Source organism: Scytonema hankhaensis NUACC26 (genome assembly GCF_045865695.1).
Classification (GTDB): domain Bacteria; phylum Cyanobacteriota; class Cyanobacteriia; order Cyanobacteriales; family Nostocaceae; genus Scytonema.
Window position 1 is genome coordinate 77,143 of record NZ_BAACAP010000219.1, and the last position, 15,050, is coordinate 92,192.

The 15,050-nt window shown below is 41.4% G+C and carries 11 protein-coding genes; 4 read left to right on the forward strand and 7 right to left on the reverse strand.

Annotated elements, in window-relative coordinates; all coding sequences use genetic code 11:
• Window positions 1-48 precede the first annotated feature (48 nt).
• Together ACKTT2_RS30105 and ACKTT2_RS30110 are read left to right on the forward strand one after the other, a co-directional pair.
• Complete coding sequence (locus tag ACKTT2_RS30105; RefSeq protein ID WP_407893615.1) at window positions 49-981, forward strand: glycosyltransferase family 2 protein; 933 nt, start codon at window positions 49-51, stop codon at window positions 979-981.
• A gap of 131 nt (window positions 982-1,112) precedes the next feature.
• A complete protein-coding gene (locus tag ACKTT2_RS30110) occupies window positions 1,113-2,633 on the forward strand; it encodes an O-antigen ligase domain-containing protein (protein ID WP_407893617.1) in 1,521 nt (506 codons plus the stop codon).
• Window positions 2,634-2,795: 162 nt separating this feature from the next.
• Here ACKTT2_RS30110 and ACKTT2_RS30115 read toward each other — a convergent pair whose 3' ends face one another.
• From ACKTT2_RS30115 to ACKTT2_RS30130, 4 genes are all read right to left on the reverse strand, one after another.
• Entirely contained in the window at window positions 2,796-3,884 is a 1,089-nt protein-coding gene (locus ACKTT2_RS30115) for a glycosyltransferase family 4 protein (RefSeq protein ID WP_407893618.1), read from the reverse strand.
• Window positions 3,885-4,347: 463 nt separating this feature from the next.
• A complete protein-coding gene (locus ACKTT2_RS30120; RefSeq protein WP_407893620.1) occupies window positions 4,348-5,430 on the reverse strand; it encodes a glycosyltransferase family 4 protein in 1,083 nt (360 codons plus the stop codon).
• 109 nt (window positions 5,431-5,539) lie between these two features.
• Window positions 5,540-6,322 carry a PIG-L deacetylase family protein gene (locus ACKTT2_RS30125; protein ID WP_407893622.1) on the reverse strand — a complete coding sequence of 261 codons (783 nt, stop codon included), beginning with the start codon at window positions 6,320-6,322 and terminating at the stop codon, window positions 5,540-5,542.
• A 339-nt stretch (window positions 6,323-6,661) separates the two neighbouring features.
• The gene (locus ACKTT2_RS30130) at window positions 6,662-8,842 is read right to left on the reverse strand and encodes a hypothetical protein (RefSeq protein ID WP_407893624.1); all 2,181 of its coding nucleotides are present in this window, start codon (window positions 8,840-8,842) and stop codon (window positions 6,662-6,664) included.
• A gap of 905 nt (window positions 8,843-9,747) precedes the next feature.
• On the opposite strand from ACKTT2_RS30130, the gene ACKTT2_RS30135 reads away from it, so the two are divergent.
• Entirely contained in the window at window positions 9,748-10,917 is a 1,170-nt protein-coding gene (locus ACKTT2_RS30135; RefSeq protein WP_407893626.1) for a glycosyltransferase family 4 protein, read from the forward strand.
• A 101-nt stretch (window positions 10,918-11,018) separates the two neighbouring features.
• Complete coding sequence (locus ACKTT2_RS30140) at window positions 11,019-12,164, forward strand: glycosyltransferase family 4 protein (protein WP_407893628.1); 1,146 nt, start codon at window positions 11,019-11,021, stop codon at window positions 12,162-12,164.
• A gap of 3 nt (window positions 12,165-12,167) precedes the next feature.
• On the opposite strand, the gene ACKTT2_RS30145 is transcribed toward ACKTT2_RS30140, so the two are convergent.
• The 3 genes from ACKTT2_RS30145 to ACKTT2_RS30155 form a co-directional block, all read right to left on the reverse strand.
• The gene (locus tag ACKTT2_RS30145; RefSeq protein WP_407893630.1) at window positions 12,168-12,539 is read right to left on the reverse strand and encodes a hypothetical protein; all 372 of its coding nucleotides are present in this window, start codon (window positions 12,537-12,539) and stop codon (window positions 12,168-12,170) included.
• 90 nt (window positions 12,540-12,629) lie between these two features.
• Window positions 12,630-12,893 (reverse strand): hypothetical protein, encoded by a 264-nt coding sequence (locus ACKTT2_RS30150; RefSeq protein ID WP_407893632.1) that lies wholly within the window; start codon window positions 12,891-12,893, stop codon window positions 12,630-12,632.
• A 209-nt stretch (window positions 12,894-13,102) separates the two neighbouring features.
• The gene (locus ACKTT2_RS30155) at window positions 13,103-14,728 is read right to left on the reverse strand and encodes a mechanosensitive ion channel family protein (protein WP_407893641.1); all 1,626 of its coding nucleotides are present in this window, start codon (window positions 14,726-14,728) and stop codon (window positions 13,103-13,105) included.
• Window positions 14,729-15,050 lie beyond the last annotated feature (322 nt).

Here is a 15,050-nt window from a genome sequence, read left to right on the forward strand (position 1 = left end):
TCATGGGCTAAAGCCACATGGTTTCCACACTTTCCGCGAGGTTTTTAGATGATGACCATCACTGCCATTATTCCAACCTACCGTCGCCCGAAAGATCTCAGTCGTTGTTTGGAAGCGCTCAAAGGACAAAACCGTCTGGCGGACGAAGTGCTAGTGGTGGTGCGCGACACAGACAGCGACAGTTGGGCATTTCTGAAAGAATATAATTCCGAACCTTTAAAATTACGGACTGTAACAGTTACAGTGCCAGGAGTCGTAGCTGCCCTGAACGCTGCTTTGAAAGAAGCAAAAGGGGATATTGTTACAGTCACAGATGACGATGCAGCACCACATAAAGATTGGTTGGAACGGATGGAAAAATACTATCTGTCAGACGAGCGCATTGGGGGTGTAGGTGGAAGAGATTGGGTGTACTGGCAAAACAAACTGCTAGATGACGGGACAAGCAACGTCGTAGGTATAGTTCAATGGTGGGGACGTGCGATTGGTAAACACCACATTGGTGTAGGTACAGCCCGCGAAGTCGATCTTCTCAAGGGTGTGAACATGAGTTTTCGCTCCAATGCGATCGCTCCCATTGGTTTTGACGAACGTATGAAAGGTACGGGCGCTCAAGTTCACTTTGAGATGTCATTATGTTTGGCACTGAAAAGAGCCGGTTGGAAAATTGTTTACGACCCAGAAATTGCAGTCGATCACTTCCCCGCACAGCGTTTTGATGAAGACAACCGTGACAGACTTAACGAAACTGCAGTCATCAATTCAGTACATAATGAAACCGTAGTATTACTAGAACACTTACCATTTATTAGACGCATAGTGTTTATTATATGGGCTATGTTAATAGGAACTCAAGAAGCTTTAGGTCTAATACAATGGTTGCGATTTTTTCCAAGTGAAGGAAGCTTCGCTTGGAAAAAGTGGTTAGCATCAGTTCGCGGACGCTGGCAAGGCTGGTTAACCTGGCAAGGCAGTCAGTGACCAGTGACCAGCGATCAGTGACCCTCCGGGTTCGCCAGTTCCCTACGGCGGGAGACCCGCCTGCAGGACTGGACTCACCAGTGACAACTTACTGACAAACTATTTAAATACTTTTATTTTGGAGTGGCGCAGTGTTTCAAAGGCAGCCGATCTCAAATCCATATCCCAATCCATACCCTGTGGCAAATAATATTCCACAACCACCACCCTTGTACGCTTGGATAGCCATTGGAGCGCTAATACTGTTTACAGTTGCAGGTATTGCAATACATGCTGCTAGTATTACGCGCCCAGGATATATATTAATATCTTTTATTGTTGGTCTTCTCCTATATTTTCGATACCCTGGTCTATATGTTGGATTCACTTTATGGATGTGGTTTATCACACCCTTCGTTTCTCGCTTAGTTGATTTTTACAGTGGTAGTTTTGATGAGTCTCGATTGATACTAGTATCACAATATTTGGTGAGCTTTATCTCTATGTGCTCCTTCAAAGACTTACCCAAGTATGCTCGACAGGGGGGACTACCATTTATTCTTGCCTTCATGGGCGTAGTTTATGGTTATCTTATAGGATTAATTAAAACTTCACCAGTTACCGCAACCCGTTCGCTTTTGGACTGGCTAGTTCCTGTTTCCTTTTCCTTCTATTTCGTTGCCAACTGGCGAAATTATCCCGAATATCGCAAAAGTATACAAACTGCTTTCTTATGGGGCGTGTTGGTCGCAGGAGTTTATGGGGTTATACAATATTTAACCGCACCAGAGTGGGATAAATTTTGGCTGCTCGGTACAAAAATTACTAGTTTTGGAGATCCAGAACCATTAAAAATCCGGCTTTGGAGTACAATGGCATCTCCTGGCCCCTTTGCTGTCATGATGATGGCAGGATTGTTATTGTTATTCAATTGCTCCGGACCGTTAGTTATTCCGACTGCTGCCTTTGGCTACCTCTCCTTTCTACTAGCATTGGTACGGACTCTATGGGGATGTTGGTTAGTCGGACTGCTCAGTATGATTACTGCCATCAAGCCGAAACTGCAAATGCGTCTGATGGTAACCATTTTGGTAATGACACTTTGCGTAGTTCCCTTAACCACTATGGAACCATTCTCCCAAGCAATCAATTCTCGTTTGCAAACATTAACTGCACTCGATAAAGATGATAGTGCAAATGTCCGAAAAAAGATCTATGAAGATGGTCTCAGTAGAGCATTAACAAATTATTTAGGTAATGGTATTGGCAATACATTCGTTGTTAATAGTGACGGAAAACTACTACCAATTGTTATTGATAGCGGAATCCTAGAAACGTTTTTTACTATAGGCTGGTTCGGGGCGATTCTGTACTTAGGCGCAATAGTAATGCTTTTTCTGAAGGTATTTCAATTCATTGAGTATCGTTTTGATCCTTTCATGGCAGCATCTCGTGCTGTTGCCCTGGGTTGTTTTATAGCACTTCCTGGTGGTAGTGCTATGCTAGCGTTTTCTGGTATGTTGCTTTGGGGCTTTTTAGCCATTGTTATGGCAGGGCATAAATATTATCAACACCAACAACAGGTCAATAATTTTCAACAAGCATACTTACAGTACTACCAAAATATCAACCCAAATATCAACCCAAATATCAATAACTTTCCTCAAGGTTAGAAGGGGAGTAGTCTAAATTAATCAGATTCTTGTGGGACATGAGTCAGATTCTTGTGGGACATGAGTCAGATTCTTGTGGGACGGGCGTCCTCGCCCGTCCAGTTGTGAAAAATGCAAGCAGAACAGCTTAACAAAGACAGGCGAGACGCCTGTCCTACACAACTAACCACTAACAACCGAAAAAATATTACAGTTTGTAGTTAATTCTTCGTACACTGCCATAGTCTCTTGATGAACGCGCAACACGCTTAATCTTTCCAAGTTTTGTTGCGCGTTGTATTTCCATATTTGCAGTAAATCGGGAGAACCGAGCAATTGCTTTAAAGCAGAAGCCAAAGCTTCACTATCAGCAGGTGGAACGAGTATCCCAGCTTGACCATCATCCAATGCTTCAGGTATTCCATCCACATGAGTAGCGACGATCGCGCAACCGGCTTCACGGGCTTCTGGAATGACAAGTGGAGAGGGATCGCGGTGAGAAGCCAACACAAAAATATCACAACCCAACGTATAGAGTTGTGGTTCTGCTTGAAAGCCTTCAAAATGGATTCTATTTTGAAAAGGAGTGTTCTTAGCTTGCTCTTCAAATAAGGAACGGTCAGGACCATTGCCCACTAAGTAGAGATGGCAAGAAGGAAAATCACCAGCAATTCGAGCAAAAGCATCAATTAATTCACTAATACCCTTACGTTGATACATTCCTGCAACAGTGACGATTGCTGGTTTATGAAGTTCTATTGATAAGTATTCTTGAAGCCTTCGACCACGTACACTTCCTAAAGTCCCATTAGACACAACTCTCAGTTTTTGTCGTGGAATACCGCGCTGTGCCATTGACTCAGCAACAGGATGACTGACTGCAATAACGCGATCTGCTAAACCCATCAGTGTTGAGCTACGCTGGAATTCGTTGTGTACTGTAGAGACTAAAGCGTAGCGAGATGTAGACTTCAACAATCTTGCCAGCACAACTCCAGTCATCATATGGGTATGGACGATTTGTGGCTCAAACACCTGAATAATTTCTCGGTAACGAAAAGCTGCATTCAGTAGATTAATGAGCGTTCTTTTTTGATCCAATTTGAAGTGCTTTACACCATAATTTGCAAGCAGTGCCTCATACTCTCCACCTACAGAGGCAACACCTACTTCATGACCATCTTTAGCTTGCAAGCAAGCTAAATCTACCGCTACATTAACAATTCCATTACCGATTTCTTGGACGTGGTTTAAAATATGTAGAACACGCATTGAATTCGGCTCATTTTCAAAAGATATAACATAAATCAAAAAAAAAATTAGTTTTTCCGGATAAATTTGTCAAACTCCACATTCGGGATAAAAAATTTAAAGAATCTGTTAAGAATTCTAAAAATTTTTGATAAGAAGAAATCCAGACTGTAGACGATTTATTTTTTATGCGGTAGAGGAACAAACACCCAAGCGATTGAAATCACGAGAATTCTATTCTGAAGGCATATTTGCTAAAACGGGATGCTCCCACACAACTTGAAATTTCTTTATCAATTATACAAAATTTCTAATACATTATGGTAAAAAGAGAGTAACTATAAGAAATCATTAAAAATAGGGAGTAGGAAGTAGAGAAGAATGATTTTTATCACGCTCGATGAATTTTTTTTAATTGCGTCTGCTTTCCTACTCCTACCTTTTACCTTCTATCTTCTTACTTGTGCCTTCCTACGTAAATTGGCTACAAAACTAGCGAAGCTTTACAAAACTCCTTTAATAATTCTCGGTAAATAGCTAGAGTTTCTTCGTTAACCCGTGCAGTACTGAATCGTTCTAGATTTTGTCGAGCGGCAAATTTCCACTTACGCAATTCAGTAGGATCGTTCAATAATTTTGCTATGGCTTCTGCTAAGGCATGACTATCTTTCGTTGGTACTAAAATACCTGCTTGTCGATTGTCCAATGTTTCGGGAATGCCATCTACATCACTAGCTACGATCGCACATCCTGCTTCCCGTGCTTCTGTTAAAACCAAGCCAAAGGATTCATGGTATGAAGCTAAGACAAAGATATCGGATGCCAGCATATACTTTTGAGGCTCTGTCTGAAACCCTTCAAAGTGAATGCGATTTGTCAACTCTGTCTTGTTCGCCTTTTCCTCAAACATCTTGCGATCGGGACCATCTCCTACCAAATAAAGATGGGCATTAGGAAATTTATCGGCGATTTCTACAAAAGCATCAATCAACTCTCCAATTCCCTTGCGTTGATACATACCCGCAACAGTTGTAATTGCCGGACGGTGTAGGGGTAAAGGCTGGTATTCTTTGATATTACGATGGCGGGGACTGCCCAATGTTCCATTAGCAACAACACTCAATTTACTTTGTGGAATGCCCCGTCTTTCCATTGATTTAGCAACTGCATGACTGACCGCGATCGCGCGGTCAGCTAACCCCATAAATATTGCACTACGCTGAAATTCATTATGTACTGTAGAAACCAAGCGGTATGAAGAGTTTCTTAAAACGAATGCTAATATAACCCCCGTCATCATGTGGGCGTGAACGATATCCGGTTGAAACTTTTGTACGATCTCCAAATAACGCCATACTGCTTTTAAAAGTTTAATTGGCGTTCTTGATTGATCCAAATGGAAGTGGGTGATGCCATAATTTTGTAGGAGCGTTTCAAATTCTCCTCCTGCAGATGCGATCGCCACATCATGACCTAATTTTGCTTGTTGACAGGCAAGATCTATTGCCACATTAACGATCCCGTTCCCAATTTTTTCTACATGATTTGTCAAATGTAGTATACGCATTTACATTATCTCCACAGTAGTTCTTGACTATTTTGATTGGCTTGCCTGTGTGTACTCAGTAGATACAAAAGCAATCCCCGATAAAAATTGAGGCTCGGAAAATATTTATCTACTGGGAAACTTTAAAAAATATTTCATAAGGGCTTAAGAACCGCTTTACAAATCCACTCGGTAAACCTCCTATTTGCGAACGGTAAGAAGCTATTGCTTGGCTTTTTTTATTTTGAACAGACGTAATTGAAAGGCACCATGCATCTGCCATGTCTTGCAATTTCAGCATAATAAAAATAGGCGCTCTCCAAAACATCCAAATAGGATATTGTAGTAGATCTACTTTTATACCTGCTTTTGCTATAGCTTCCTTGACTAATTCATAAGTCGCTTCATGATCTTTATGACAGTCTTTTTGATGAGGAACGTACACTTCCTCTGGATTGTAAAGCTTTATCAGTTGAATTATCTGCTCAACTGTCTCAATTCGTTGTTCGGGCTGTAAGTCTGGTAAATTGCCATCAGGTTTATCTAAAAAATGAATCCGTGATGCTTCTACTCCTAAAATGTCTAAAGCTTTTAAGGCTTCCTGCTTGCGAATTTGAACAATGTCGTGTTTGATGGGATCTAAGTCGGGACCACCCTGCCCATCTGTCAGAAAGACCACAGCAACAGGTATTCCACGTTCTCTTTTTAAAGCGATCGCTCCACCACAACCAAAGGTTTCATCGTCTTGATGGGGAGAAAATACCAAAGCAGATTTTTCGCTAAATGCAGCTGGTTTGCTGCCCCGATATAACAGCCACCGAAAAATTAAGCTAGAGTGGATATTCTGTAACGGATAAAGCCAACTACTTGGCACTTGTTTTTGTATTCGTTTAAGAATCTCTTTTGTACTCATATATTGGTGTAATCTACGGAGATTTAAAAATAATCACTTCAGTATTATCCCTTAGTTTTTGCATTTTTTGTTTCAGCTTTTGGATGACAAATATGAAATTATTGTAATTACTGTTATTTATATAACAATTCTCTTACTTAAATTGGGGATTGGGTATTGGGGACTGGGAATCAAGAACTCAAAAATGGCTTCCTTTACCATTGGTGGGCAATGCCCAAGCTACAGGTTCAAATAATCCTCTTACGGAAACAAAATAGTTATAAAAAGCAGGTCACCTGTGACGCGACCTGCTTTTTTGGTGTCTATATTTTTCTACACTAGCAAACTATAAAATTTCGTTTACCTGCCCATCCCGTACATAATGACTTTTCCTTTGGAATCTTCTTCAACAAACACTAAGTATTCTCCATTAGAACGACGGAAAGCGCGAACTCCGTATGGGATATCAACCCAACCACTTTCGCCTGCAACCTCAGAACCAGGCTTTAATGTTCGCACAAGCGCCCCCGTCTTTGCATTGTAAACGTAGACCTCCGCTTTTTTTACAGTAACGGCAAACACGTAATCTCTTGCCACATCAATGGCGCTAGGAGTCAACACTTCAGGAGGTGTACTTTTATCGACTGGAAGAACAATCCGCCAACGAGGTTTGGTGTTACCCTTGCTCCAATTATCAAAACGGACAATTTCCGAACCCACCAATTTTGCATAATCACCATTAATGGCTGGATGTTCTTTGGTAAAACCCGTTAAGTACATAGTGTCCGTTTCAGGAAAATACTCGATTCTTCGTATATCAGTTATAAAGCTCGGAGTCTTCTGCTTTTTCATCGACTGATAAGTATAGATAGGATTGCCTTTGCTATCTATTCCCTGTAAAGGATAATGCCGAATGCCATCCTGCGTTCGTAAAGTTTTCCACACATCACCCTTACTATCTACCCACCATCCCCCAATATATGGATAATCTTTGCTGGCATCGTATTCACCACCATCAAAAGCGCCATTACCATTTTTATCCCGCCAGATCCATTCGCCCGCTCGTGGTTGATTGGGCGGCCACTTTCCTTGCATTGCTGGTTTACCTTCGGTAGTGCCAATAAACATCCCTGATGGAATGGCAATTTCCCCGTCAGAGTTTTTCTGAAAACGATAAATTTGTAGAAAGATACCGTACATATCCGTAAGGAACAAATACGGCTTGCCTTTGATGCGGCGGAAGAAGGGAGCGTCTGGTGAGGTATTCAATCGCGGATCTTGAGGATACTTAAAGGAGTTGATGGTGAAACCTTTATATGTCCATTGCTTACCCGGAGGTTTGCTGTAATCCATGACGAAGTGTTCGTCTTTTGTGTAAACATCCACAGCATCTGTAGCCGGATCTCCATCAGCATTGTCTACAAATGACAAACCCATTAATCGCCACTGAAGTTTTCCAGATGGAGAAAACTGTTTGATTTGTGCGCCCGAACGGTTGAATCCATCAGTTCCAACATAAATATTACCTTTGGCATCTGCACCAACTCCCTTAATACCGCCAAACTTCAAATCCCCTACAGCACCAGGAACACCTCCGTAAATTCCACCTTTTGCACCTAATGTTCCTACTTGTACTGGCTTAGTTCCCTTTATGTTATAAATCAGTACTTGTTGGCGAGATCCATTATCTGCTATCAATAGCCTGCCTTGATTATCTACTGCGATCGCACTAGGCTTAGCAACATCCGCGATAGTACCGGGCAATTGCTTTCCTTGTTTTGAATAATGGAGAATCTTACCACCAGTGCTTTCCGCCTTGGGAAGAACCCAGAGAGTACCTTTGCCATCAACCGCGAGCGAACCTGGGTTGGGAACAGAAAAACTGCGGATTTCCTTCATCGTCTTAGTATCGTAGACGCGAACTTTGTTTCCTCCCGAATCGCTTACGTACAACTCCGAACCCGCGTTTGCCAATCCCGTAACAGGGCTTTTAGTGCTGACGATCGCCATACTTTTATCCCAACCACGACCACCTGGAAATGGAGCTGTTTTTCCTGTTGTTCTGTTGTAGCGTCTTACACAATGCCAGTTTGTTCCTTTCGGTGGGTAATCTTCTCCTGGACTCCCGCTTTGACCCTGGGACATGGCCACGTAAATGTAACTTTTGTCAGCCGTAACAGCAAATCCACCACTTCTTTCCCATCCGTGTAAATCGTCAGCTAAACCAATAACATCACCATTTTTATAAATTCCAGCTTCTCTACCTGCTTCATCCCACGGACTGTTAGTGTATACTGTACCATCGGGAGTCACATACATTCCACTGATTTGAATTTGTACCCATTTTTTTCCTCCACCAAATGAGTTTGCTATCCACGATGTGGTGTAAGCATTGGCAGCTGGTGCGATTTTGGGAACAAAGTATGGTGTGATGAAAATTGCGACGACAGCGAAGACAATTAGAGTGAGTGCAAACTTATGGTATTGCCTCTTAAGAAAGTACTTGCTTTTAAAGAACTTCTTTAAGTACTGATTAAACATATACGTTCTTATTTTATCGGTTTAGTAAATATTGCTACACAATGACAGGCTTCTAGTTTTTCTTCAGCTAAATTAGTGACTCTCCTCTACTGACTAAGTATCAAGATATTTTTATACTTAACTTAATTTTTTTATGTCATTTTATACAACACTCGCTTTTACTATTGAATCCATTACCTGAAACTATAGCAATCCTATTTGTTTTATGAAATACACGTAGGGGAGCCGCCTGAAGTCCGCGTCTTTATGCGCGTCGAGAGGAGTGGCGCTGGGCAATGCCCACCAAAAGCTTTCTATGGTGGGCTGTCTTCCCTACCTACAGTACTTAGATTTTTTCACAAATCAGATAGGATTGCTATATATAAGTTTCATAAATTTACTATATAGCTATAATAAAAATTATCCTAAGTTAATCCGGAAAGGAGAATTATCATCATTAATATTTACGAAAACTTTATCAAAATAATATATTTTGAATAATGGACTTTAATTCATTGTTCCAAAGTTTATCATATAGTATTAGCGAGCGCATCATTTTAGATACTAAAAATCAAAATATAATAAAGACAATTGAGAAATTCAATGACTTTTATAGAAATCCTATTTGTTTTTCACAATATCCGAGCAATTATCGTAGGTAGGGCAGCCCAACAAATAAAACAAATGTAGACAGAGCAACTCTCTACATAACTGAACAATATATTGCATTCAGTAAAATTATACTGTCTTAAGATAGATGATAAACCGTAAAATCTCTCGACAAAATAGCATAAAAATTTCAGATTCTGTACGGAAATGAAGAATAAATGTACTGTCAGCATCAACGTACTATGATTCATCATAGAAAAAGGCGAAAAAATAAAGATAAGTAGACACGCGCACAACCAGTACTTGGAGAAAGGTAAGTGGAAGGTAACACAAGAAATGCTGCTTCAAAATCTGCGTCTATTCTCTGTGTAGGAGTAGGCTGGTTTCCCAAAACACCAGGTGGACTCGAAAGATATATCTACGACCTCACACACGAGTTAGCAGCAAATCAAGACCGGGTTGAATTATGCGGAGTTGGTCTACCAGAAAACGAACCAAATTCGCCAGTAAAATTGACTAACTTAGCATCTCCAGAAACACCCATTTGGAAGCGATTATGGACAATTCGCAATACGTTTAAGAAAACAAGATGCGCTATCCCAGACGCGATTAATTTACATTTCGCGCTATACAGCCTTCCCATTATGGATATACTGCCAAAACAAGTACCTATTACCTTTAACTTTCATGGTCCTTGGGCATACGAAAGTAAAGAAGAAGTCGGTGAGCAAAATCTAAGTATTTTTCTTAAAGCGTATTTTGTAGAACAAAGAACTTATAATCGCTGCGATCGCTTCATTGTTCTGAGTAAAGCATTTGGTAATATTTTACACCAACAGTATAAAATATCCTGGGAGAAAATTCACATCATTCCCGGTGGCGTGGACGTTGCGCGTTTTCAACCAACCCTATCGCCACAAGAGGCTCGTACTAAATTAGGATGGCCTCTAGATCGTCCTATTCTGTTCGCATCGCGTAGATTGGTAAATCGAGTAGGGCTGGATAAATTATTACTCGCCCTAGCAGAAATTCAGCCCAAAATCCCTGATATTTGGTTAGCCATTGCTGGTTGCGGTCCGCTTCGAGAAACCCTAGAACAACAAGCCGATGAATTAGGGCTTGGCGATCGCGTTCGCTTTCTCGGTTATTTACCCGACGCGGATTTGCCAGTAGCATACCAAGCTGCCGATTTCACTATAATGCCAAGTCAGTCCTTTGAAGGTTTTGGACTAGCCGTTGTAGAATCTTTAGCCTGTGGAACACCCGTTATTGTAACTCCCATTGGAGGAATGCCCGAAATCCTAGAACCATTCTCACCCAACTTAATTACAAGTTCGCCAGAAACTTCAGCCATTGCCGAAAAATTAGAACACGTCCTTTTAGGAAAAGAGCAAGTTCCTTCACGAGAAGCGTGTCGCCAATACGCCGTTGCCAATTTCGACTGGCGTAAAATAGCTTTAGATGTGCGGAGTATTTTGCTTGCTTGATAAGCTAGATCCCGTTAGATCCCCGACTTCTCTAAGAAGTCGGGGATCTTGCAGCCCACCAGACCCTACAATCAGATTTATCCAAATATTTTATACCTTTTATGAAAATTCTTTTCCTCGACCAAAGTGGTAAACCGGGTGGAGCAGAACTATGCTTGATAGATATTGCCAAACCCTATAAAGATAAATGTTTGGTAGGATTATTTGCTGATGGTTCTTTTAGAAATTTACTAGAAAAAAATCAAATACCCGTCGAAGTTCTAACAACTCAACAAATACAAGTCCGCAAAGAAAGTAGCTTTGCACAAGGATTAGGTAGCTTGAGTCAACTCATACCTTTGATTACCAAAGTTGTGCAAAGAGCAAAGCAATTTGATGTCATCTACGCCAACACGCAAAAAGCATTGGTAGTTGGTGCATTAGCTAGTTTCTTCAGCCGTCGCCCTCTAGTCTATCACTTACACGATATTCTTTCTCCAGAGCATTTTAGTTCCACAAACCGTCGCATTGCCGTTACTCTAGCCAATCGTTCTGCCTCATTAGTCATTGCCAATTCCGAAGCAAGTAAAACCGCTTTTATAGCAGCAGGTGGAAATTCAAAAATCGTAGAAGTTGTCTATAATGGATTCGAGCCTGCAAACTTTAAAGTTCAAGAATCAGAAATTAAGCAAATCAAACAAGAACTCGAACTTGAAGGACAATTTATTGTTGGACACTTCAGCCGCCTTGCACCTTGGAAAGGACAGCATATATTAATAGAAGCACTGTCACAATGTCCCCAAGAAGTGACAGTTATTCTAGTTGGTGATGCTTTGTTTGGGGAACAAGAATACGTTCAACATTTGCACCAACAAGTGACAAAGCTGGGACTAGAAAATAGAGTCAAATTTTTAGGATTTCGTTCCGAAATTCCTCTATTAATGACAGCTTGCGATGTCGTTGCTCACACCTCAACTGCTGCAGAACCTTTTGGGAGAGTGATTGTAGAGGCGATGCTCTGCGGAAAACCCGTTATTGCAGCAAAAGCAGGGGGTGCTATTGAGTTGGTAGAGCACGGTATAAATGGTTTTTTAGTCATTCCAGGAGATGTAGGAGAACTAGCAAGAGTCATTACAAATTGTTTTCAAGAACGAGAGAAAACTGTGACTATAGCTAATAATGCTAGAACTACTGCTAGTCAGCGTTTTGATGTCACAGTTATCAATCAACAAATCGCCAAACTCCTGAACACCACAATTAGCAATTAGCCCCTACAATCCCACTAACTCACGAGCTTCAAAATCTGTAAGTTGTTGCGCGATCGCTAGTCTTGTCTCCAGTTTTGCTACACTAAACTGATTGCGTAGATATTCGACATGAGCTATGGCATTTGCTTTATCAGAAGTCAAACGCATCAAGGTATCCACTGCTTTTTGATATTCTTGATTAACAAGTAACAATTCAAAACGACGTGCTTTGCGTTGAGTATCGTTCTTTAAATCTATATCAAAAGCAGCGTTGCGATCTGCATTACCTTCAAAGCGGTTAATCTGATGCTGCACTGCCATTAGCTGAGAGTCAATTTCATTAACTCTTTGAACGGCTTGAGCGATCGCGGCTGGATAATGATTCAATTGCATCATAGATAAAATATATTTTTCCCTATTAAAATTGTAGGTAATTCGCCATTCCCAATGCAGGCGGGAATCGCGAATTAAAAATTACGTATTGTTCTATGCGGCTTCTCGTATTTGAGGGTTGTCATTCACCTCTAAAATGTTTAGTGTAAGTTGTTCTGTTTGAGGAACTACAGCTTGTTCCAAAACTTGAACTTCAATATTGACACTTACCAAATAACTTCCCGTATCCGCACCAACAACTTCGGCAACTAATTTGGCGAGATCTGGACGTTTTGCTGTAAGTGGATCGCGCAAGATGCAGCGATCCCATTCGTGCTTGGCAGTTGGATTGAGGCTGAGAATATAGTGCTTAATCATAGGTCAAATCGTTGAATCCCTCTCCCTATCGCTATCCTGCACCCGTATGAATGCTATCTTTATTATAGTACATGAGTACTAAAAAGTGGAAAATAGGGTGGGCATTGCCCACCAAAAGTGTTAGTGGTGGGCAATGCCCTACCTACTAAAGAACTGTGACAGGCGAGACGCCTATCCTACACTACTAACAACTAACCACTAACCACCTATCAATTCTCTCTGCCATCAACAGAAGATTTCAGCAAATGACCATCGTTGATCCAAATAGCTTGCTGAGGGACAGGAATTTCTATTCCTGCTCGATCGAAGGCAACTTTCAGACGGCGGCGATATTCCCGTGCGACATCCCATTGCTTGAGGGGTTGTGTTTTAATCCAAACGCGAATAATTAAACCCCTTTCACCAAAATTATCAACTCCCAAGACTTGAGGAGTTTCAACGATTTGATGCTGCCATTTAGGATCTCCATCCATATCTAAAGCAACTGTACCAATCAATTCCAACGCACTATCAATATTGGCATCATAAGCTACGGGGATAGTTAAATCAGCCCTCGACCAGCGACTCGAGCGATTGGCAACTATTTTGATTTCGCTGTTAGGAATTGAAATGAGCCGCCCTTCCGCGTCTCGCAACTGAGTCATGCGGAGATTGAGATTTTCCACCAAACCTCCCACATTACCCACATCTATAACATCACCTACGGCATATTGGTCTTCTACAATAATGAGAAACCCGTTAATTGCGTCTTTAATCAGGTTTTGCGAGGCAAGGGAAATCGCCACACCCACCAAACTAGCACCAGCCAGTAAGGGAAGAATATTTATCCCTAATGAAGTGAGTGCTGCCAAAATTCCAGCAACTATCCAAACAATCGTGACAACACCTTTAGTAACGCCAGAGATAGTAGAAATCCTTAACTGCAAGCGTTCGGAGGTTTCAGGAGTCAGCAAGACCCTGCTATTCACAATCGCTGAAGTAAAGCGATCGATAAGAGCATAGCTAAAACGGGTAGCAACATAAGCACCCAGTCCTACAATACCTAATCTCAAAGGGATTTGTAGGGCTGTAAGAATTTCGAGTTGGAATACTCGCGTATAAGGAAACAAACCGAGTATGAAATAAGTTCCTCCTCCCCACAACCCTGCTTGAGCCAGTTGAAACAAGCGTCTCCTGACTTCGTGCATATCTCGATTTTGCTGGTGCTTGAGTTGGGTTGTGATTGGTTTATCAATTGAAGGGGTTGAGGCAAGCTGTTGTGTTAATCTGCTGGAGCGTTTTTGCCATTGGTTCAATCCCAAACTGACAAGAAGCATGGCTACGCCCATAACAGAAGCAATTCCACTTTGACGAATTAAACTTTTAGACGTTCGTTCCTCTTTTCCTTCCCTCAAATGTTCTTCTAACAACTGAGAGATTCGAGTCGCTGCTTCTTTCGGTTCTACTTGCCGCAGGTTAGCATCCTGCTGAGTAATGGTCATCAAGTATCTACCGTTAACCCGAATAAAAGGGAGTTGATTTTCTATTGCAACCTCTACTTTGAGGTCATCTGTAGACGCTTGAAAATAATTTTTGCTAATCGTATCCAGATTTTGGTTGATTTGTTCTAATCTTTCTGAAATATTTGCCCTTGGTGCCGCTACTTGGAACAAGGAACGACCATCCAAAGCAACCCAACGCGAAACAACCCTCGTATCTGATTCAGTCGTTTGAGTGGTTGGAGATTGGACTAAGGGCAAAAAGGGTATTTGCGCTGTCTGCGCTGTCGCTGGAGGGATCGCCCCAATAGTTATCATTGCCGAACAAAGAGCGACTGCCAAAAATTTAAAGCGCACTATATACACCTCCTCGTGCAGAATAGACTGTCGAGTCATGTTTAGAGGTTAGCTCTAAACCCAATCTGAGTAATTTTACTAGTCTTTCCTCATTTGTAACAAATATTTAATAATTGGGGCTTGGGAAATGGCGATTGGCGATTGGCGATTGGGAGATATCTGTAGTCCCCAATCCCCAGTCCCCAATCGCCAATCTCTTTTGCATTTTTAAGAATTTGGCATAATCTAGTAGAGTGCGTAATAACTTACGCAACTTTTTACTCTAATTGAGGACTATTTAATGACTGCAACATCTCCCCGATTAAAGCACGAGGTTAAAGAC